19 protein-coding genes and 5 tRNA genes are annotated in these 19,743 nt (G+C 34.8%); 10 read left to right on the top strand and 14 right to left on the bottom strand.

The genetic code is table 11. From position 1 onward, the window contains the following. Position 1 precedes the first annotated feature (1 nt). From J0383_RS17660 to hypA, 3 genes are read right to left on the bottom strand one after another with little or no spacing between them, the layout of a single operon-like run. Positions 2 to 238 (bottom strand): HypC/HybG/HupF family hydrogenase formation chaperone, encoded by a 237-nt coding sequence (locus tag J0383_RS17660; RefSeq protein ID WP_207295291.1) that lies wholly within the window; start codon positions 236 to 238, stop codon positions 2 to 4. 2 nt (positions 239 to 240) lie between these two features. Then, a complete protein-coding gene (hypB, locus tag J0383_RS17655) occupies positions 241 to 1,107 on the bottom strand; it encodes a hydrogenase nickel incorporation protein HypB (RefSeq protein ID WP_207295290.1) in 867 nt (288 codons plus the stop codon). Positions 1,108 to 1,115: 8 nt separating this feature from the next. Beyond that, positions 1,116 to 1,457, bottom strand: a complete 342-nt coding sequence (gene hypA / locus J0383_RS17650) for a hydrogenase maturation nickel metallochaperone HypA (RefSeq protein ID WP_207295289.1) — start codon at positions 1,455 to 1,457, stop codon at positions 1,116 to 1,118. 165 nt (positions 1,458 to 1,622) lie between these two features. On the opposite strand from hypA, the gene J0383_RS17645 reads away from it, so the two are divergent. The 10 genes from J0383_RS17645 (at position 1,623) to J0383_RS17600 (ending at position 13,172) form a co-directional block, all read left to right on the top strand. Continuing rightward, on the top strand, positions 1,623 to 2,750 hold the full coding sequence (locus tag J0383_RS17645) for a hydrogenase small subunit (RefSeq protein ID WP_207295288.1): 1,128 nt from the start codon (positions 1,623 to 1,625) through the stop codon (positions 2,748 to 2,750). 17 nt (positions 2,751 to 2,767) lie between these two features. Next, entirely contained in the window at positions 2,768 to 4,504 is a 1,737-nt protein-coding gene (locus tag J0383_RS17640) for a nickel-dependent hydrogenase large subunit (protein WP_207295287.1), read from the top strand. Between the two features lie 17 nt (positions 4,505 to 4,521). Then, the gene (gene cybH, locus J0383_RS17635) at positions 4,522 to 5,262 is read left to right on the top strand and encodes a Ni/Fe-hydrogenase, b-type cytochrome subunit (RefSeq protein ID WP_207295286.1); all 741 of its coding nucleotides are present in this window, start codon (positions 4,522 to 4,524) and stop codon (positions 5,260 to 5,262) included. 38 nt (positions 5,263 to 5,300) lie between these two features. After that, positions 5,301 to 5,810 carry a HyaD/HybD family hydrogenase maturation endopeptidase gene (locus J0383_RS17630; RefSeq protein ID WP_207295285.1) on the top strand — a complete coding sequence of 170 codons (510 nt, stop codon included), beginning with the start codon at positions 5,301 to 5,303 and terminating at the stop codon, positions 5,808 to 5,810. A gap of 11 nt (positions 5,811 to 5,821) precedes the next feature. Next, positions 5,822 to 8,098, top strand: a complete 2,277-nt coding sequence (gene hypF / locus J0383_RS17625; RefSeq protein WP_207295284.1) for a carbamoyltransferase HypF — start codon at positions 5,822 to 5,824, stop codon at positions 8,096 to 8,098. A 3-nt stretch (positions 8,099 to 8,101) separates the two neighbouring features. Then, the gene (locus tag J0383_RS17620; protein ID WP_207295283.1) at positions 8,102 to 8,728 is read left to right on the top strand and encodes an FKBP-type peptidyl-prolyl cis-trans isomerase; all 627 of its coding nucleotides are present in this window, start codon (positions 8,102 to 8,104) and stop codon (positions 8,726 to 8,728) included. Between the two features lies 1 nt (position 8,729). Continuing rightward, complete coding sequence (gene hypD / locus J0383_RS17615; RefSeq protein WP_207295282.1) at positions 8,730 to 9,806, top strand: hydrogenase formation protein HypD; 1,077 nt, start codon at positions 8,730 to 8,732, stop codon at positions 9,804 to 9,806. Positions 9,807 to 9,810: 4 nt separating this feature from the next. Further along, positions 9,811 to 10,524: a sulfite exporter TauE/SafE family protein gene (locus J0383_RS17610; RefSeq protein ID WP_207295281.1), complete on the top strand. Its 714-nt coding sequence runs from the start codon at positions 9,811 to 9,813 to the stop codon at positions 10,522 to 10,524. Between the two features lie 261 nt (positions 10,525 to 10,785). Further along, positions 10,786 to 11,217, top strand: a complete 432-nt coding sequence (locus tag J0383_RS17605) for a hypothetical protein (RefSeq protein ID WP_207295280.1) — start codon at positions 10,786 to 10,788, stop codon at positions 11,215 to 11,217. A gap of 176 nt (positions 11,218 to 11,393) precedes the next feature. Then, a complete protein-coding gene (locus J0383_RS17600) occupies positions 11,394 to 13,172 on the top strand; it encodes an AMP-dependent synthetase/ligase (RefSeq protein WP_207295279.1) in 1,779 nt (592 codons plus the stop codon). Between the two features lie 164 nt (positions 13,173 to 13,336). Here the strand turns inward: J0383_RS17600 and J0383_RS17595 are convergent, their stop codons facing one another. The 11 genes from J0383_RS17595 to J0383_RS17545 form a co-directional block, all read right to left on the bottom strand. After that, positions 13,337 to 13,882: a 3'-5' exonuclease gene (locus J0383_RS17595; RefSeq protein WP_207295278.1), complete on the bottom strand. Its 546-nt coding sequence runs from the start codon at positions 13,880 to 13,882 to the stop codon at positions 13,337 to 13,339. A 21-nt stretch (positions 13,883 to 13,903) separates the two neighbouring features. Next, positions 13,904 to 14,470, bottom strand: coding sequence for a metallophosphoesterase (locus tag J0383_RS17590; protein ID WP_207295277.1), 567 nt, complete (start codon positions 14,468 to 14,470; stop codon positions 13,904 to 13,906). Positions 14,471 to 14,524: 54 nt separating this feature from the next. Then, positions 14,525 to 15,622: a slipin family protein gene (locus tag J0383_RS17585; protein WP_207295276.1), complete on the bottom strand. Its 1,098-nt coding sequence runs from the start codon at positions 15,620 to 15,622 to the stop codon at positions 14,525 to 14,527. Between the two features lie 403 nt (positions 15,623 to 16,025). Continuing rightward, a tRNA-OTHER gene (locus J0383_RS17580) sits at positions 16,026 to 16,082 on the bottom strand. 281 nt (positions 16,083 to 16,363) lie between these two features. Continuing rightward, on the bottom strand, positions 16,364 to 17,149 hold the full coding sequence (locus tag J0383_RS17575) for an ATP-grasp domain-containing protein (RefSeq protein WP_207295275.1): 786 nt from the start codon (positions 17,147 to 17,149) through the stop codon (positions 16,364 to 16,366). 32 nt (positions 17,150 to 17,181) lie between these two features. Then, complete coding sequence (locus J0383_RS17570) at positions 17,182 to 17,751, bottom strand: RNA ligase 1 family protein (RefSeq protein ID WP_207295274.1); 570 nt, start codon at positions 17,749 to 17,751, stop codon at positions 17,182 to 17,184. Between the two features lie 14 nt (positions 17,752 to 17,765). Continuing rightward, positions 17,766 to 18,314 carry a 3'-5' exonuclease gene (locus J0383_RS17565; protein WP_207295273.1) on the bottom strand — a complete coding sequence of 183 codons (549 nt, stop codon included), beginning with the start codon at positions 18,312 to 18,314 and terminating at the stop codon, positions 17,766 to 17,768. Positions 18,315 to 18,491: 177 nt separating this feature from the next. Continuing rightward, a tRNA-Leu gene (locus J0383_RS17560) sits at positions 18,492 to 18,564 on the bottom strand. A gap of 137 nt (positions 18,565 to 18,701) precedes the next feature. Beyond that, positions 18,702 to 18,773: transfer RNA gene (locus J0383_RS17555), tRNA-Ile, on the bottom strand. Positions 18,774 to 18,890: 117 nt separating this feature from the next. Beyond that, positions 18,891 to 18,963: transfer RNA gene (locus J0383_RS17550), tRNA-Asp, on the bottom strand. 20 nt (positions 18,964 to 18,983) lie between these two features. Then, positions 18,984 to 19,057: transfer RNA gene (locus J0383_RS17545), tRNA-Arg, on the bottom strand. Positions 19,058 to 19,743 lie beyond the last annotated feature (686 nt).

The raw sequence follows: 19,743 nt of genomic DNA, 5'->3' as shown, positions 1-19,743 counted from the left end.
CTTAAATTTCTTCGCCCATTTCTTTTAGAACCTCCATAGTTCGCTTAGCTTCTGCTTCATCAATAATGCCGATGGCCGCACCAACATGCACTAACAAATAATCTCCTATTTTGGCTTCTGGCACAAGGGCTAAATTGACTTCTTTTATTATCCCTTCAAATGATACTTTTCCTATTCTAAAAGTTTCATCAAGTTCTACTGTGACTTTTTCTAAACGGCCTGGAACTGCTAAACACATATTTATTGTTTTATAGATTGCGCCAAATAATCATACCACTCATGAAGTCCTTCGCCTGACGTTGCAGAAAGTTCGAAGAAAATCAAATGCGGATTGACTTTTTTGGCATATTCTTTTAATTTTTCTAAATCAAATTTCAGATAAGGCAGTAAATCTATTTTGTTAATGATGCAGACCTGAGATCCTGAAAACATATCAGGATATTTAAGCGGTTTATCTTCTCCTTCGGTAACCGATATAATAACAATTCGTTTCAACTCTCCAAGATCAAACATTGCTGGACAAACCAAATTCCCAACATTTTCAATCATTAAAATAGAGTCTTGAACGGGTTTTAATTCTTTCACCGCTTTTGCTATCATTTCACTATCCAAATGGCATCCTTTTCCTGTATTGATCTGTAGCACCGGAACATTCAATTTATGAATTCGATCGGCATCATTTGTCGTCTGCTGATCTCCTTCTATCACAGAAAATGCTATTTTGGCTTTCAGATCCGAAATGGTTCTTTCCAGCAAAGAGGTTTTTCCAGAACCAGGAGAACTTACCAAATTAATTGAAAAAATATTCAGTGCTTCAAAAAAGCCTCTGTTTCTTTCTGCTGTAAGCTGGTTTTTATACAAAATATCTTTTTCTAACTGCACTACATTTATTTCGTGAGAATGCGAGTGTTTATAATCATGATTATGTTCATGGTCATGGCTATCATGCTCATGATCATGATCGTAATGGTGTTCATGATGATGGTCTTCGTGATCATGATGGTGATGAAAATGTCCCGAATGGTAATGGGAATAGGAATTTTTACTTCCAATTTTGGTAAATCTAATCTCGTTTTCATCAGAACTGCAGCCGCAAGTAGTACACATAACTCAACTTATTTTATGATTATTTTCTTGATTTTTAATTCTTTTCCAGCGGTAATTTCTTTAAAAGGGCTGTTACATTCAGGGCAATTATCAAAACTCCTTTCAATTTGAAATTCTGTACCGCATTCAGCACATTTTGCTTTTCCTTCTGGTTCTTCAATAAATAATGCGGCATCCTTTAAAACCGTTCCATCAATGCATTGTGGCCATACAAAATGGAAAGAACTCATTTCTACCCCTGATAATTTCCCTATCGAAAGATAGATTTCAAGCGCTTTTGTTCCCTTGATTTTATCTACTTCTTGTGTTGCAATTTTTACAATTGACGTAACTACCGAAAGCTCATGCATAATTATCTACTTTTCAAAGTATATTTCAATCTCGCAAGATATTCATAAAATAAATCTCAAAAACTGATATTTATCACATTCCTACCGTAAAGGTTTAGATAATTTTAAATTCCTAAAAAAAACAACTAAAAAGTTTTTTCATCGATAATTAAAAACAGAATCAGAATGGAGGAAAAAAAACAAGGAAACGAAACCTATTATAATAGTATTGAAAGACAAGGCTACAGCAGGAGAGATTTCTTAAAGTTTGTAGCTTATATTGGTGCCTATATGGGAGTTCAGAGTTCTGCAATTGGCCAAATTGCCAAAGCACTCGAAACCACTCCGCGTCTGCCTGTGATTTGGGAACATTTTCAGGAATGTACTTGTTGCAGCGAATCTTTTATTCGTTCTGACCATCCTATTGTTGCTGATATTATTCTCGATAAAATTTCTTTAGACTATACTTTGACTTTAATGGCGGCATCTGGACATCAGGCCGAAGCGGCCAAAAAGGCAACGATGGACAAATACAAAGGAGAATATATTCTTTGTGTTGAAGGTTCTGTGCCAATGGGTGCCGATGGAAATTACTGTTGCATTGGAGGTAGAAGCGCTGTTGATATTCTAAAAGAAGCGGCAGCGGGAGCAAAAGCCATTATTGCTTGGGGAAGCTGTGCTACATCTGGTTGTGTGCAGGCTGCAAAACCAAATCCGACTGGTGCTGTGCCAATTCATAAAATTATAACCGACAAACCTATTATAAACGTTCCTGGCTGTCCGCCTATCGGTGAAGTAATGGCTGGAATTATTGTTCATGTAGTGGCCTTTGGAAAACTGCCTGAATTAGACAGTTCTGGACGTCCAAAAGCCTTTTACTCCAAAAGGGTTCATGACAGCTGTTACCGCAGACCTTATTTTGATGCGGGATTATTTGCAGAAAATTTTGATGACGAAAATGCTAAAAAAGGATATTGCTTATATAAAGTAGGCTGTAAAGGCCCAAGTACGTACAACGCTTGCGGTAATATGAAATGGAACGGCGGCGTAAGTTATCCTATTCAATCCGGTCACGGGTGCATAGGCTGTAGCGCGAAGGATTTTTGGGATGCAGGAAGTTTTTATTCTAGAGATACAGCTGTAAATCCAGGAAATATTGAAGCCAATGCAGATACTTTAGGAAAAATTGCTTTAGGAAGTGTTGCTGCAGGCATCGGAGTTCATGCTATACTTTCTAATGTATCCAAAAGAAAAGAGCTTACACAAAGAATCAATCAGGGAACTGAAAACGAAAAACACTTAGAGGATTTATAATCTAAATAAAAACAAACATGGCAGAGAGAATAGTTGTAGATCCAATTACCAGAATTGAAGGGCATCTTAGAGCAGAAGTAGAAATTTCTGATGGTACGATAAAAGAAGCGTTTTTGTCTTCTACAATGGTGAGAGGTTTAGAAAATATTGTAAAGGACAGAAACCCAAAAGATGTATGGGCATTTGTGCAAAGAACTTGTGGTGTTTGTACTTCAACACACGCTACAGCATCTGTACGATCTGTTGAAGATGCACTTGGTATTGTTGTACCGCCTAATGCTGAAATTGTTAGAAATATTATGTTAGGTTCGCTATACCTGCATGATCACGTAGTTCATTTTTATCATTTGCATGCTTTTGATTGGGTCGATGTATTGAGCGGTTTAAATGCAGATCCGGTAAAAACATCTCAATTGGCACAATCTATATCCAATTGGCCAAAAAGTTCGCCTGGCTACTTCTCTGATTTGCAGAAAAGATTAAAAAAGTTTGTAGCAAGCGGTCAATTAGGAATTTTTGCAAATGGATATTGGGGACACCCTCAAATGAAACTGCCTCCTGAAGCCAATTTAATGGCCACGGCACATTACTTGGAAGCTTTAGAATGGCAAAAAGAAATTGTAAAAGTGCATGCCATTTTTGGCGGTAAAAATCCGCATCCTAATTTTCTTGTTGGAGGAATGGCTTGTTCCATCAATCTTGATGATGCCAGTGGTTTAAATGCTGAAAGATTAGCTTTTGTGAGACAGCTGCTAGAAGAAGGAAAACGATTTGTAGAACAGGTTTATCTTCCAGATGTTATGACCATAGCGAGTTTTTACAAAGATTGGGGTGCAATTGGAGGTTTTCATAACTTCATGACTTTTGGAGATTTTCCAACTCAAGGGTACAACAACACCAATAACAATACCTTCAAATTTCCATCTGGGGTTATATTGAATAAAGACTTAACAAAAGTTCACGATCTGGATTTACGAGACTTAAAAACAGTTGAAGAGTATGTAAACAATTCTTGGTATGATTATGAAGGAGACGGCAATACCGGAAGACAGCCTTGGAGCGGAGAAACCAAAATAAATTATACAGGTCCAAAACCGCCGTATACTCATTTGAATGTGGATGAAAAATACAGTTTCATTAAAACGCCAAGATGGAAAGGCCATGCTATGGAGGCTGGTCCGCTTGCGCGAATGCTCGTAGGATATGCCTCTGGAAGAGAAGAATTTAAAGATACTATAGATTCGGCATTGTCAAAACTGCAAATTCCTGCCGAAGCTTTATTTTCTACTTTAGGCAGAACTGCAGCCAGGGCTTTAGAATCAAAATTAGTAGCAGGCTGGAACCTGGAATTCTTTGACCAATTAATTGAAAATATTAAAAAAGGAGATACCAAAATGGCCAATATGGAAAAATGGGAAACTTCAACTTGGCCAAAAGAAACACAAGGCGTAGGACTAGTAGAAGCACCCAGAGGAGCATTAAGCCATTGGATTGTAATAAAAGATGCCAAAGTTGCCAATTATCAGCAGGTGGTTCCTTCTACATGGAATGCTTCGCCTCGAGATCCTAAAGGACAGCGTTCGCCTTACGAAAGCAGTTTATTAAATACTCCTGTCGCAGATCCTGAACTTCCTTTAGAAATCATTAGAACAATACATTCATTCGATCCATGTATTGCTTGCGCAGTGCATTTATATGATGAAAATGGCAGTATTATCAAAGAAGTAAACGACATCTCTATCTGTACTGTCTAATTTAAACATTGTACAACATGCCAACAAAAACTAACGATTATAAAAGAGCTTATATATGGCAGCTGCCAATACGCATTTTTCATTGGGTTAATGCTTGGGCTATTACAGGACTGGTTGCAACAGGTTTTATGATTGGCCATCCGCCTGGCATCATTTCGACAAAAGAAGCAACAAATCAGTTTTGGTTTGGATACATTCGAGAAATCCATTTTGGGTGTGCTTATTTGTTAACAGCAGTGATGATTTTGAGAGTTTATTTTGCTTTCAAAGGAAATAAATATGCTAACTGGCGCGTGTTTTTTCCTTTCAAAAAGGAAGGTTTCAAACGAATGTGGCATGTTATTAAATATGATATTTTTCTACAAAACGAAAATACAAATGGTTCACCAACAGGTGCTGTTGGTCACAATAGTGTGGCAGCAGCTTCTTATTTAATAATGTTTTTTATGGCACTTATCATGATTGCTACAGGATTTGCGATGTATGCTCCTACTTCAACATGGTTTTTTCCTAAAATGTTTGCTTGGGTAACCAATTTTGTTGGAGGTGATTTTAATGTTAGAACGATTCATCATTTTACCACTTGGACTTTTATTTTGTTTGCCATTGTTCACATTTACTTGGTCTTCTTTCATGATTGGCTGGAAGGATTAGGCGAAACATCGGCCATGGTAAGCGGTTATAAGTTTGTACGAACAGAAAGAATTAAAAAAGACGATAATCTCGAGAAACAGGATCAAATAGCGCAGCAGCAATAGCACGTAAATTGTTTAATAGGTTTCGAAAATAAAATGATATGCAAGAAGAAATTATTGCGAAAAAAACAGATGAGTTTCATACCGACGGAAATGAAATTTTAGTGCTCGGAATTGGCAATTATTTAATGGGCGACGAAGGTGTTGGCGTACATTTTATAAATAGAATCGACAAAACTCAATTTCCTGAAAATATTACCTTTATTGATGGAGGAACTGGCGGTTTTACTTTAATTCCGTATATCGAAAATCATAAAAAAGTAATTATTGTAGATGCTACTATGGATGGCAAACCAGAAGGAACAATTACACTTTTAAAACCGCGTTTTACGCAAGATTTTCCTCCATCATTAAGCGGCCATAATTTTGGACTTAAAGACATGGTAGATATTTTGTCGATGCTCAACGCCATGCCCGAAATCTATCTGTACACCATTACAATATTAAAAATGGAGCCAATGTCACTCAATCTTTCGCCAAAAGTAGACGAAGCGATACAAAAAGTCACCGCAAAAATCATTTCTCAGATTGAAAATTTTAAAAATATATAATTCCTTTTTTCTTGATTCCAACATTTCAAATAACAATTTTTGGCGTTGTGCAAGGCGTTGGTTTTAGACCTTTTATATACAATTTAGCTCTTAACTACGATTTAAAGGGTTATGTTTCCAATACTGAATCTGGAGTAATTATAATAGCACAGAACAAAAAGGAAATTATAGCTGATTTTTATAAAGAGGTTAAAAAGAAACATCCTAAAAATGCCCAAATAAGCAATATCAAAATTTCGGAAATTTTAATTGAGGAAGAGTATCATGATTTTATTATAAAACCCACCGACAAAAACATTTCTATCAATTCGCAGCTTACTGCTGATTTTGCGATATGTAAAAATTGCAAAGAAGAAGTTCTCGATCCCGAAAACAATCGCTATTACTATCCTTTTATAAGCTGTACTTCATGCGGACCTCGATATGCAATTGCACACAAATTTCCTTTTGAAAGAGAAAATACAAGTTTAAAAGAATTTGAAATGTGCGAAAATTGTCTTGAAGAATATCATAATCCAAAAGATATACGCTTTCATTCTCAAACCAATTCATGTACGGATTGCGGAGTAAAAATTTTACTTACAGATAACTCAGGAGCAGTTATTTCCGGAACAAACAGGGAAATCTTCGAAGCACTTTCGGAGAAACTAAACAACGGAAAAATAGTTGCGGTAAAAAACACCAGCGGTTATCTGCTTTTATGTGATGCAACAAATCCAGAAGCTGTTCAGGAATTGCGAAACAGAAAAAAACGTCTCACAAAACCATTTGCAGTCTTATTTACAGATTTGGATCAAATTGACAATTTTTTATTCTGCAACAAAACAGAAAAAAAAGCAATCAGCTCTGTTCAAGCGCCAATTGTCATTTTACCTTTAAAAAATCAAGCCAATCTGGCGGTACAGCAAATCGCACCAAGCCTGAATTCAATTGGTGCCATGCTGCCCAATTCAGGTATTTTGCATTTAATTTCAAATCTGTTCCAAAAACCGCTTGTAGCAACCAGCGGCAATTTTAACGGATCAACCATATGTACAGATCAAGATGAAGTAATGGAAACGTTACGCTTTGTGGCTGATTTTTATCTGCATCATAATTTAGACATTCAACATTCGCAGGATGATTCTGTCATTAAATTTTCAAGAAAGCACAAACAAAAAATTATACTGCGTCGCGCAAGAGGATTTGCGCCAAATCTTGATTTATCTTTTTCTGCTCCCAAAGCGGATCACTTGCTTTGTTTAGGTGCCGATTTAAAAAATACGATCACTATTGCACCAAACGAACAAATTTACACGAGCGAATATATTGGCGATTTATCCAATTACGATACTTATAACCGATTTGATAAAAAAATAAGCCGTTATCAGGATTTTTTCGGGTTCATTCCCGAAACCATTATTTATGACAGTCATCCCGATTACGAAAACGCCAAAAAAATTATTGATTTCACCACCCAGAATAATACAGTAAAGGCCTTTAAAATTCAGCATCATGAAGCGCATTTTGCGGCCATTTTAAGTGAAAAGAAATTATGGAAAAAATCAAAAATCTTAGGTGTTATTTGGGACGGAATGGGTTTTGGCAATGAAACAGAGATTTGGGGTGGAGAATTTTTTGCATACAGCATTAATAAACCAATAGAAAGGCTTGGACATTTAGAGTATTTTAAATGGATTTTAGGCGATCAAATGTCTAAAAATCCTAAAATCGCTGCAGTTTCAATTAGTAGGAATCACAAATATTTTCAGCAATACTGCGACAAAAACGAAATCAAAATTTACTCCAAGTATATTAAAGACAGTTCGATCAGAACTTCTTCTGTGGGACGATTGATTGATGCGGCAGCCTTTACACTAGGGTTTAAAAGTCCTATTTTATTTGAAGGCGAAGCAGGTATGTATTTAGAAAATCTTGCTCAAAAAGCTTACAACAGCTCTAATGTAAAATTGAAAGACTATTTGCAAAACGAAAAAATAACCAATACGATTCCGACAAAAAAACTTTTATTAAATCTGGTCAAAGCAGTAAAAAGCAATACCAATCTAGAAATTGCTGCTTTAAATTTTCATTACACATTGGTAAAATGCGTTGAGAAGATTGCCTTTTTTTCCAAATCAAAAGAAATCGCTTTTAGCGGTGGCGTTTTTCAGAATGCCGTTCTTATCGATCTCATAAAAGATCATTTGCAAACAAAATACAAATTACATTTTCATAAAATGCTTTCGCCCAACGATGAAAACATTTCGTTTGGTCAGCTTAATCATTATTTACATTTTAAAAAATAATTTATGGACATTCTTGAATTATTAGGACATATAGGAAAAACAGAAGAAAAAGACAAAATCTCTTATTCTGCTGGTGTTGTTATGGCATTAAGCTTAAAAGATATTGGATTTGAAGAAATAATGTACGAAGATTTTACAGATGGTATGAAGTCTGTTTTCGAAAAGACTTCTGAAAAAATTTCTCCTAAACGTTCAATCGAAATCTTCAATAATTACGTTGCTCTTTTGCAGGAAGAACTAAAAGTAAAAAATGCCGAAATTGGAAGAGCTTTTTTAGAAAAAAATGCTGAAAAAGAAGGCATTGTAACACTTCCTTCTGGTTTGCAATACGAAGTTTTGGTAGAAGGAAACGGGAAGTTGCCTAAAATTACAGATACCGTAAATGTTGTATACGAAGGTTCTCTGCTTAATAAAAGTGTTTTTGATTCTACAAAAGAAACTGGACCCCAAAAAATGCAGGTTGCACAAACTTTAAAAGGCTGGCAGGAAGCACTGCAATTAATGCCCGAAGGCTCTCGCTGGAAAATATATATTCCGCATGACTTGGCTTATTCTCACATAGGCGCGCCACCAATGATTCAGCCCAACTCTACTTTGATATTTATTATTGAACTCGTAAATATTGTTTAAAATGAAATACATGTCTGAATATCGTAATCCAGAATTGGTCAATCATTATATAAATGAAATTCATAAAATCACGACCAAACCGTGGAATATCATGGAAATTTGTGGCGGACAAACCCATTCATTGGTCAAAAACGGATTATTAGATTTATTGCCAAAAAATATCAGAATGATTCATGGGCCTGGCTGTCCTGTTTGCGTAACTCCTATTTCATTAATCGACAAAGCTGTTGAGCTAATGAAAAAAGGTGTCATAATGTGTTCGTTTGGAGATATGATTCGTGTTCCTGGGTCGTCAAAAAGTTTATTGCAAGCCAAAGCCGAAGGCGGCGATCTTCGTATTTTGTATTCTCCCTTAGAAGCAGTAAATATTGCCGTGAAAAATCCGTCCAAAGAAGTCGTTTTTTTTGCTGTAGGCTTCGAAACTACTGCACCCAGCAATGCTTTGGCCGTTATTTATGCCCAACGATTAGGACTTGCCAACTTTAGCTTACTGGTTTCTCACGTTTTGGTTCCGCCCGCAATGGAAGCTATTTTATCTGATGAGTTTTGCACCATAAATGCTTTTTTAGGAGCTGGCCATGTATGCACTATTGTTGGATTGGAAGAATATTATCCCATTGCCGAAAAATACAAAATTCCAATCGTAGTTTCAGGATTTGAACCTACGGATATGGTTCAAGCAATTTACCATACCGTACTTCAACTAGAAAAAGGAAAATATGAAGTAGAAAATCAATATACAAGATTAGTTAAGGAAGAAGGCAATATAAAAGCAAAAGAAGTGGTAAATACTGTTTTTACCATCGGAACTCAAGAATGGCGAGGCATTGGTGCAATTAAAAACAGTGGACTTGTAATGAGAAAAGACTATAAAATGTATGATGCCAGCCAAAAATTTGCTATAGCAACTTTAAACAAAGAAGAAGACCAATCTTGTATTGCCGGACAAATCTTAACGGGACACAAACGCCCCAATGAGTGTCCTGAATTTGGAAAAAAATGCAAGCCGTCTAATCCCTTAGGCGCGCCAATGGTATCTTCTGAAGGTGCTTGTGCCGCATATTTCAACTATTTGTAAAACTATGATTGGATTTTTAATTACAATTTATGCCGGATTAGAACATGCTTTTGAGGCCGATCATTTGTTAGCAGTAAATAATTTGGTTACCAATAGAAGTAAGATCAAAGATGCCTTAAAAGATGGAATATCCTGGGGAGTTGGCCATACTTCAACCATATTTATTGTGGGCATATTTATGATTGGTTTTAAAATTTCGATTAGCGAAAATATTTTTAGTTATCTCGAAGCTGGTGTCGGTATAATGCTTGTTTTTCTTGGAGTTTATCGTATGGCAAAATTATTTTACAAGAAAAAACATTCTCATACTTATTACCACAGCCATCAGCATACGCATACCAATGGTGTTACCCATACTCATATGCACGCTCATACCTACACCCATTCTCACCCTATAGCTATCTTCCCGCATAATCACTCTGAAACTGCTAATTATAAAACGGCATTTTGGGTAGGATTAGTTCACGGATTGGCAGGCAGCGGATCTTTGGTTATACTGGTTATCTCTCAAATGAAAACACCATTAGAAGGATTAGTATATATTTTAATTTTTGGAATTGGTTCTATTTTAGGAATGTTTGCTGCTGCTGGGCTTTTCAGCATTCCTTTTACAAAAAATGTTTTGGGGTCTAAAAAACTTCAATATTCGTTAATCGTAATTTCTTCTGTAATCTGCATTTTATTCGGATTCAAAGTTATATACAGCAACTTATTTTGAAAATCATATTTTAAAAATGACTAGATGTCAAAGTGTAGATTATTAGTCTTCTAAGTTCAATCTAATTTGCTTTTTCCTGTTTTTAATGTTAAAAACACCTTTTTCTCTACTCGTTTTCTTAAGACTGTTAACTTACCCTAAATTTAATTTACTAGTATATTAAGGCACTTTATAATTCTATTGAAAAATTGAATTATATTCGCTGAAAGAAATCGCCCCAACCGATTTTTTCAGTCACAAAAAACACTTAATCCTACATAGATGAAATTTTTACAATTATTAGCGGCAACAGTATTCTTTATTTCCTTTCAATCCTATTCTCAAGTACAAGTAGATCAAATTACCCACAATTCTAAAGAACGCTACATCACTACAACTATTGGTTATCCTGTTCAGGGAACTTATGCCCCAATTGGCATGAAACAGCCTATTACCGTTTTAAATCCTGATGGAACAGGTTCCATTCAAGCCGATGATTTGAGCAAACAGAAAATCAACTGGGGAATTGAATGTACTGAAGAAGGAACTCCTATTTTCAAAGAAGGCTTCAATAGTAAATCCTATACATTTTGGTACAGACCAAATGACAGCAATGAATGGTTTTACTCTCAATTCTCCATTCATTTTGCTAAGAAAAAAATGTTTTTAATGGGCGAAAGAGTAAAAGAATACGAAGATTACAACGTACAATAACAGTCATAAGCAGGCTTCAAATTAAATATTTATTGGTTTTTGGAAGAATTTCTACTAAAAAGAAAACGTTTTCGTAAAATTTTAATAGTTGTCATAAAATTTCCTATTTAATTTTAGAAAACTAAAAATCATTCCCAATTTTTATTTAATTTGCAATATAATTCAATATATTAAACATGATTTCAATCACTCGACTTTTTGATTTTCCCTATTATCAACAAGAAACTTACAACCTTCCAGTTGCTTTAGCAACAAAAAAAAATGGAGTCTGGGAAAAAACATCTAGCCAGGAATATATTGCAAAAGCTAATGCTATTTCAAGAGCATTATTGCGTATGGGGGTTCAGAAAGATGACAAAATTGCTTTGATCTCTTCCAACAACCGCACGGAATGGAATGTAATGGATATTGGAATTTTGCAGACAGGAGCTCAAAATGTTCCTATTTACCCAACAATTGCTGAAGAAGACTACGAATATATATTAAACCACAGCGGCAGTATTTACTGTTTTGTTTCTGATGAAGAAGTACTTCAGAAAGTAAATGCTATCAAAGCGAATGTGCCAACATTAAAAGAGGTATATTCTTTTAATGAAATTTCGGGCTGTAAACACTGGTCAGAATTACTGAATTTGGGAGCAGACGAAAGCAACCAAAATGAAGTTGAAGCTAGAAAAGAAAGTATTCATACAAATGATCTGGCAACGATTATTTATACTTCTGGAACTACAGGAAGGCCTAAAGGTGTTATGCTTTCACACCAAAACATTGTTTCGAATGTTTTAGACAGCGCACCTAGAATTCCATTTGATGCGGGAAACAGTACTGCATTGAGCTTCCTTCCTATCTGCCATATCTTTGAAAGAATGATTTTATACATCTATCAATATTATGGTGTTTCGGTTTATTTTGGAGAATCGATCGACAAAATCAGCGACAATTTAAAAGAAGTACAGCCAACAGTTATTACAGCTGTTCCTAGACTTCTTGAAAAAGTATACGATAAAATTTATGCCAAAGGAGCCGAATTAACTGGTATCAAGAAAAAGCTGTTTTTCTGGGCTATTGATTTAGGTTTAAAATACGAGCCATACGGAGCAAACGGTTTCTGGTATGAGTTCCAATTAAAAATTGCCCGCAAACTAATTTTCAGTAAATGGAAAGAAGGTTTGGGAGGAAAATTAGATTTAATGGTTTCTGGAAGTGCCGCTTTACAGCCTCGTTTGTCTAGAGTTTTTGCTGCAGCAGAAATTCCGGTTATGGAAGGTTATGGTTTAACAGAAACTTCTCCTGTAATTGCGGTAAATGATCAAAGAAATAAAGGTTTTAAAATTGGAACTGTTGGAAAACCAATCCGTAATCTTGAAGTGAAAATTGCTGAAGATGGAGAAATTCTTTGTAAAGGACCAAACGTAATGTTAGGATATTATAACGATCCTGAAAAAACAGCTGAAGCTTTACAAGACGGTTATTTCCATACGGGAGATATTGGAGAAATTGACAGTGAAGGTTTCTTAAAAATCACCGACCGTAAAAAAGAAATGTTCAAAACATCAGGAGGAAAATATATCGCTCCGCAGATGATTGAAAATGCGATGAAACAATCTCGTTTTATTGAGCAGATTATGGTTATTGGTGAAGGCGAAAAAATGCCAGCTGCTTTTATTCAGCCAAATTTTGAGTTTGTAAAAGAATGGGCTAAAATCCACAAAGTTACTTTAGGAAGTACTGACGCTGAAATCGCTTCAAATCCAGATGTCATTAAAAGAATTGACGAAGAAGTAGAAAGTATCAATAAAAAATTTGGTCACTGGGAACAAATTAAACGTTTTGAATTAACTCCAGATGTTTGGTCAATCGATGGTGGACAGCTTACTCCTACTTTAAAATTAAAAAGAAAAATTATTAAAGAGACCTATAAAGATCTTTACACTAAAATCTACGGAAACAATTAATAAATCAAAATAATTTAACCAAGGGAAAGGCTGTCTTTATAAGACAGCCTTTTTAATATTTTAATAATTCATCTAAAAACAGAAACTGCAAATACAAAGATATGCAGTTTCCTTCTGCAGCTATCAACTATCCCTTTTGATAACTGCGATTAACAAATTAAAATCTAATTTTTTAGGCACCAATTCAAAATTTTAGCGATGTTTTTGGCATCGTCAATACCTCTATGGTGTGTTCCTTCTAATGGAATATTCAACATTTGCAAAGCACCGTTCATACCCGTCTGCCTGTTAAGACCAAACTTTTCAGCAAAATGTTCTTTTACGTTGATATGATCTTCTGCCATTGGATAGGGAACACCAAATGATTTACATTGGTTTTTCAGCATATTCAAATCGTACTGACCGTAACTTGCCCAAGTGTACAAATCTGGATTGTAATCATCAATAAGCTGATTGATGGCATCTTCAAAAAATACTCCGTTTTTATCCAGTAAATCTTGAGTAATGGTTGTTAGTTCTGTACAAAACGAACTTACGCTAGAGCGTTGTGGTTTTACTAATATGCCTTTATTTTTGGAAATCTGGCCTGTTTCTGTATCTAGTAAAGCCAGACCAATTTCAATAATTTCATTTTGCTGGCCTTTCGGGACGGGACCCTGCCAACATGTGGCTTCTAAATCGATAATAATAATTTTATCTGTAGTTTTCATTTTTTCTAATTTTTAAAAAATTTATAATTCTCTGTCTCCAAAAGGAGCTTTCCAATCTTTCGCTAAAATGCGGGTTTTTACCTCATCATAAGAAAGCGGTTCGTAATTATGGCAGTCTACGCCAACATCAAAAGATCGCATCGTTTCATCATCGAACAAATGTCCGTGAGAGTGACCGTATAAGTGCCATGTGCCTCTAAAAGAACTTCTCCATACTTTCATTGCGTAGTGAAATAGGATTATCTTTTGTCTGCCGTTTGGCGCATCTTCGTCGGCGACACTTAATTCGTAGTAATCTTTGATCCATTCAAATCGTTTTGCATAACTCAATGCCGATTTATCGTGATTGCCCTTTATAAGAAAAATAGAACCATTTAATTGATCTAAAATTTCTTTTGTTCGTTCTGGTCTTGCCAAAGAAATATCGCCCAAGTGATAGACAATATCCCGCGGACTTACCTTTTCATTCCATCGTTTAATGAGTTCCGCATCCATTTCTTCTACCGAGGCAAAAGGGCGTTCACTAAACCTGATTATATTCGTGTGACCAAAGTGATGATCAGACGTAAAAAATATATTTTGATTCATTGTTTTTTAATTTTTTTAATTTTAAACCAACAGTAAACAAGCTGTTAGTTTATTTTACTTAACGAAGATTTCCTTCAATTGACTGATGACGTTACCGCTTCCTGAAATGGTAATTTCACCAATTCTATCGGCGATTTTTTCAACATATTCCATCTCTTTCAATTTCCACAACATTTCGTTTTCTTCCATCAGCTTTGCTGTGTTTAGTAAACTTCTTGTTGCTGCAGTTTCTTCTCTTCTCATAATGCTATTGGCTTGAGCTTTTTTCTCAGCAACCAAAACCTGATTCATGATTTCTTTCATATCTCCTGGAAGAATTACATCTCTAATTCCGGCATCAGAAATTTTCAAACCTAAATCTTCGATTTTTGTTTTAGCTTCTTCCAAAATAGCTTCTGCGATTGCATCTTTTTTAGACAATAATTCATCCAAAGTCAATCCGCCCACAAAAGCTCTCAAAGTCAACTGCATAGTTACGTACAATTGTTTTTCGAAGTCCTTGTTTTCGACCAAAGCTTTCATAATATCCACAACTTGGTATCTCACAAGAAAGTTGATTCTTAATCCAGCTTTATCTTTTGTCAACAACTCTTGTCCAGAAATTTCCAGTCGCTGTTGTCTTGTATCAACAGTTTTCACTTCGATAGTAATGGCATTATTCCAGAAATAATGTGTTCCTGATTTTAATTCTTTTACAAAAGTTCCATTCACAAACAACAAAGCTTTGTCGTTGCTTGCTACAATGAATTTTCTTGTAAAATATCTCATTTTAACATTTTCCAATAAGTTTATTGGAAAGTTTTCTGTGATTTCAATCTTAGACAAATCTGCTTTAATGAATCCGTTTTTTACAACTCCTTTCCAAAAAGCATATTTTCCCGGTGTTAAAATCTCTTTGAAATTACCTTTCACAAATTGTAATACGATTTCGTTATCGGCAACCTCAACCACTTCTAAAAGTGAAGTCAATACTTCATTTTGCAATAAAATATCCAACTCAAAAGGAGCCTGAAAAGATCCGTTTAGATCGTAAATCATTACATTTTTGTTTCCAAGAATCCAGTGCAATCCTTCTTCAATTACTTTAATTAATTTTCTATTTTCGAATACCAAGCCCACTTGGTACATTTCGATTTTAATTCTTTTTATCATAATATTTTGTTTGAAGTTTAAGGTTCTAAATCCGTAAACCTCTATTTCTTCTATTTTTCTTATTGTATTTTCTTTCTAATAAAAAAACCTCTTTGTCTTTCTCCTCTAAGAAAAAAGGACAAATAGTTTGTTCTTTTGTCTGTCTGAATTGTTTCTGATTCTTTTTTATTGAGAGAATCCCCAAATTCTCTTAACAATCAAATCAAAAAGAAAACAACTTTTCAAAATACATTACTATTTGTACTGGCTTTATCAGAGTATGAAACTTCGGATCCAAAAATCCTGATTTCATTGACAAAGACAAATTAGTTTTCTTTTGACAATCATCTTTTTAAGAGTGATGTTCTCTGGAAATACAGATTTTCAGTCTGTCGACTTTACCAATTTGTCTAACTAACCTTTATGATTAGTGCAGGATTCGAACCTGCATATTTCTATTGCTCTACCTAGCTGAGCTATCGCATTTCTGCGAATGGGAATCGAACCCACGTCCCATAGATCGTGTGATAATTTTTTGGAAAATCATCAAAACCTCCAAATCAAGCTGCATAGAAAAGCATAATACGCTTTCGCGAAAAGTCTTCTACAATGGTATTATACAGAAACACGCAACAAGGTTTGTTTGATATTGTCGATCAAAGTTTCCCTTGATATGATTTCATTTTAGAAAAGAACTTGCTTTATTTCTTGAGCAAATATTCATATTACACTGCGCAATTATTTTGCGCAGCGTAAAAAAAATTAATTAATCCATTCAATTACAGTCGATAAATAGACTTGTCTGACTTCTTCAAATCGAGTAATATTCGGAATATGATTTACTTCAAGTAAATATTTCGAACCGTCTTTTGCCACGATATAATCATTTCCAATCATATCCATTTTCAAAGCTTCTTTGATATGAAGTGTGTCGGCAAGCAAATCATCATCGACAGGCATAAAACCAGCATTGTCAGGATGAATCGATTTCAGCCAGTCATCACCTTCCAGTTTAATCTGCCAATAGGTATCGCCTATCATCATAATACGAACGGCCTCACCTTCATAATACGGTTCAATGGTAGCGGCAAACTCACTTTCCCATTCTCCGGTAAAACGGTGTTTATTTTCACCGCAATGCCAGTTACCCCATTTTGCAACTGTATCATTTGTAGTATTTACAGAAGCTCCTGCGCTTACAAAACCTCTCGGTGAGCTGAATCTCGAAAGAGATAACGCTTTTACAAGACAAGGAATCTTAAATCGGCATTCGAGCATCGCAGCTGGATTTGGATAACAATCTCCTTTCCAGATCGCAAGACCTGAAATAAAATCAAAATCATTATCGTAAATTCCGTAATAGACAACTTTATCTACAGGTAACATTCCAATTCCGTTCGATTTTTCCATATACAAAACCTCATCTTTTACCACAATTTTTGGTATAGATTGGTGCCAGATAATATGTCCATGATATTGGGCTTTTATACTATCATATTCTTCCTGTTCAATTCCCACAAGGGCAATTCGGTTGTATTTTTGTTTCATCGTTTTAAATTTTAATGTTACTTATTTTATTTCTACACTGCTTCGAGTTTTAAGCGTTTAATTCCAAAATCTGTTTTTCTTAATTTGCACATTCTTCCATCTAAAATGTGGTGGAAAACAATACCTTCAATATCATTTTCTAATAAGAAGTTTTCCAAATCATCGAAATCAAGATTTACAAAATCAAGGATTTCACTACCGTGTTTTACCAAAGTATGTTTCTCAAATTTTTCAGGATTTCCTTGTACTTTTGGTCCGCATAATTCGTAAGTTCCGTCTGTTTTGTTTTCTAAACGGTCGAAAGCTTCGAAGAAATGTTTGTCTTCAGACTTTGATCGGTCGCATTTTAACCAGTGCGGGTGATGTCCTGAAATTGGATCTGCTTCCTGACACGGAATTGCACCATCTGGAATTGTTCTTCCTTTTTTGGCATCGAATCTTTTAAATATTTCGCCACCAATGATAGCTGCTGATGTACCGTCAAATTTTCTGGTTGCAATGGCTTCTCCATTGAAAACCCAATCGTTTTCTATATTGATTTTATTAATTACCCTTCCTAAATCGGCAGGGTTTTTAGCAAATAATGTACTTATCTTTTTCATTTTTTATTGTATTGTTATCTCTGCAAAATTTTATGCAGTAATTTGGCTGCATTGTAAGCATCATCGGCTCCATTATGATTCTTTCCTTCAAAAGATTCTCCTATTAGTTCTAGCTCTTTCAATAATCCTTGAGGTTTCTCCTGAAGGTAAACTAAATTGAAAAGTGTCTTTATATTCAAATAATCATTTCTAAATGGGTTTTCAATTGCTTTTGCTTTACATTCTTGTTCTAATATTTCTTGATCAAAATCGCCATAACCTGCAAATGTTCTATACTTTACCGAATACTTGGAATTAATTTTCTTTAATGCTTTCTCAAGAGAAGTTCCTTCTATCTGTAGTTTTTCATTTGTAATTCCAGTTAATTGGCTACAAAAAGAAGAAACTTGAGAAACTTCTGGTTTGATATAAAAACTTTGTTTATTTTCAATTTTTCCCGTCGATAAGATTAACTTACATACTCCTATTTCGATAATTTCTCTCTGGTTTAAGAGTGTTTCTTCCTTAGTTTCCCAACAAGTTGCTTCAATATCAATCACTATAATTTTATCATATAACACCATGATTTCTAAATTTTTATTTTTTTAATTCACCTTCTTTTGAAGCGGCTAATATTCTAAGTCACTAAGTTTTTTCTTGTATACTTTCTATACATTGTCTAACTCTCTCAGATTCGCTAAGCTTTAATTTTTAATTCTTAATTTTTAATTTCTCTCTGCATCTTCGCAAGAAAAATTTTGTACAGAAGGAGAGACTCGAACTCTCAAAAAACTGATCCTAAATCAGCCGTGTTTACCATTTCACCACTCCTGCTTTTTTATTTGCCACAAAGACGCTAAAGCGCCAAGTTTTCTTTCTATACTTTGACTGAATCTTTTGCTAAGTCACAGAATCCTAAAGTTTTTTTATTCTCTTTGAGTTTTTGTGCCTTTGTGGCAAAATATTTTTTTAATGAGAAACAGGAATCGAACCTGCAGCCTCCCGCATATAAGGCGGACGAACGACCATCGTTCTCTTCTCATTTTTATTTTTAAGGTTCTAAGGAACTAAGATTCTGAGAGGCTGAGTTTTTTTCCTTTTAAACTTTACATCTTTGCCTAGTACCTTAGCAACTAGCATCTCAGTGCCTTTAAAAAAAGCGGCTCATACGGGAGTCGAACCCGTTTCTCCCGAGAGACAGTCGGGAAGGTTAGCCAGTAACCCCAATGAGCCAGTTCCTTCTAGAGAACAAGTGATTTTGGAAGGATTCGAACCTTCGGCCATCTGCTTAGAAGGCAGACGCTCTATCCAACTGAGCTACAAAATCATTTATTTTAGGGCATAAAAAAAGCACCCGATTAAAGGTGCTTCAAGATTTATAAGATATACCTATCCTATTGTCCATATTCATGCACCTGTATTATGTTACATCCAAGATCTAGTCTTGATTGTAGTAGTCTTTCACTGTATATTTTTAAATCAAAATTCATTTTATATGCTGTATTATATTTTGAAATCGTTTTTATCTGGAAATCTTTGTTCCGATTTTCTTCGGCAAAGATAAAGTCGAAAAAATCAATTATCCAAATTATTTTTGAAATTATTTCATTGATTATCAATTAGTTACATCTTAAGTAAATAGATAGAAATTCCTGTCCGCATACTGGTGCAGATTCCTTAATCGTATCAAATGACTGTCTCTCATCGGATTACTTCTTAAGATTGTATTTCACTATTTTGACTACTCATTAAACATTTGTTGCAATAATTTTTTAAATAATTTTTGATAAAAGTGTTTTTACTCATTTTTTGTTTTGCTTTTTACTGTCCTAAACAAAAAAAAGCGCCTTGAAATCAAGACGCTTTTTATATTTTTTCGAATTTGTAACTACAAATTACGGTTCTATTTTATAAAATATATATCGCGTCCAGCATTATTAAGTGGAAATTCTCCCATTAAATAGCTTCTTTTTAGTCCTGCTGACAGGTCGATATGTTGGTTTTGTATTTTCA

The organism is Flavobacterium endoglycinae (genome assembly GCF_017352115.1).
In the GTDB taxonomy this organism is placed as follows: Bacteria; Bacteroidota; Bacteroidia; order Flavobacteriales; family Flavobacteriaceae; genus Flavobacterium; species Flavobacterium endoglycinae.
This window is presented reverse-complemented; position numbering and strand designations above follow the sequence as displayed.

What these genes read in the sequence shown, in the direction of transcription:
- J0383_RS17660 (WP_207295291.1), bottom strand. Translation starts at nt 238, where the DNA reads ATGTGTTTAGCAGTTCCAGGCCGTTTAGAAAAAGTCACAGTAGAACTT.
- hypB (WP_207295290.1), bottom strand. Translation starts at nt 1,107, where the DNA reads ATGTGTACTACTTGCGGCTGCAGTTCTGATGAAAACGAGATTAGATTT.
- hypA (WP_207295289.1), bottom strand. Translation starts at nt 1,457, where the DNA reads ATGCATGAGCTTTCGGTAGTTACGTCAATTGTAAAAATTGCAACACAA.
- J0383_RS17645 (WP_207295288.1), top strand. Translation starts at nt 1,623, where the DNA reads ATGGAGGAAAAAAAACAAGGAAACGAAACCTATTATAATAGTATTGAA.
- J0383_RS17640 (WP_207295287.1), top strand. Translation starts at nt 2,768, where the DNA reads ATGGCAGAGAGAATAGTTGTAGATCCAATTACCAGAATTGAAGGGCAT.
- cybH (WP_207295286.1), top strand. Translation starts at nt 4,522, where the DNA reads ATGCCAACAAAAACTAACGATTATAAAAGAGCTTATATATGGCAGCTG.
- J0383_RS17630 (WP_207295285.1), top strand. Translation starts at nt 5,301, where the DNA reads ATGCAAGAAGAAATTATTGCGAAAAAAACAGATGAGTTTCATACCGAC.
- J0383_RS17620 (WP_207295283.1), top strand. Translation starts at nt 8,102, where the DNA reads ATGGACATTCTTGAATTATTAGGACATATAGGAAAAACAGAAGAAAAA.
- hypD (WP_207295282.1), top strand. Translation starts at nt 8,730, where the DNA reads ATGAAATACATGTCTGAATATCGTAATCCAGAATTGGTCAATCATTAT.
- J0383_RS17610 (WP_207295281.1), top strand. Translation starts at nt 9,811, where the DNA reads ATGATTGGATTTTTAATTACAATTTATGCCGGATTAGAACATGCTTTT.
- J0383_RS17605 (WP_207295280.1), top strand. Translation starts at nt 10,786, where the DNA reads ATGAAATTTTTACAATTATTAGCGGCAACAGTATTCTTTATTTCCTTT.
- J0383_RS17600 (WP_207295279.1), top strand. Translation starts at nt 11,394, where the DNA reads ATGATTTCAATCACTCGACTTTTTGATTTTCCCTATTATCAACAAGAA.
- J0383_RS17595 (WP_207295278.1), bottom strand. Translation starts at nt 13,882, where the DNA reads ATGAAAACTACAGATAAAATTATTATTATCGATTTAGAAGCCACATGT.
- J0383_RS17590 (WP_207295277.1), bottom strand. Translation starts at nt 14,470, where the DNA reads ATGAATCAAAATATATTTTTTACGTCTGATCATCACTTTGGTCACACG.
- J0383_RS17585 (WP_207295276.1), bottom strand. Translation starts at nt 15,622, where the DNA reads ATGATAAAAAGAATTAAAATCGAAATGTACCAAGTGGGCTTGGTATTC.
- J0383_RS17575 (WP_207295275.1), bottom strand. Translation starts at nt 17,149, where the DNA reads ATGAAACAAAAATACAACCGAATTGCCCTTGTGGGAATTGAACAGGAA.
- J0383_RS17570 (WP_207295274.1), bottom strand. Translation starts at nt 17,751, where the DNA reads ATGAAAAAGATAAGTACATTATTTGCTAAAAACCCTGCCGATTTAGGA.
- J0383_RS17565 (WP_207295273.1), bottom strand. Translation starts at nt 18,314, where the DNA reads ATGGTGTTATATGATAAAATTATAGTGATTGATATTGAAGCAACTTGT.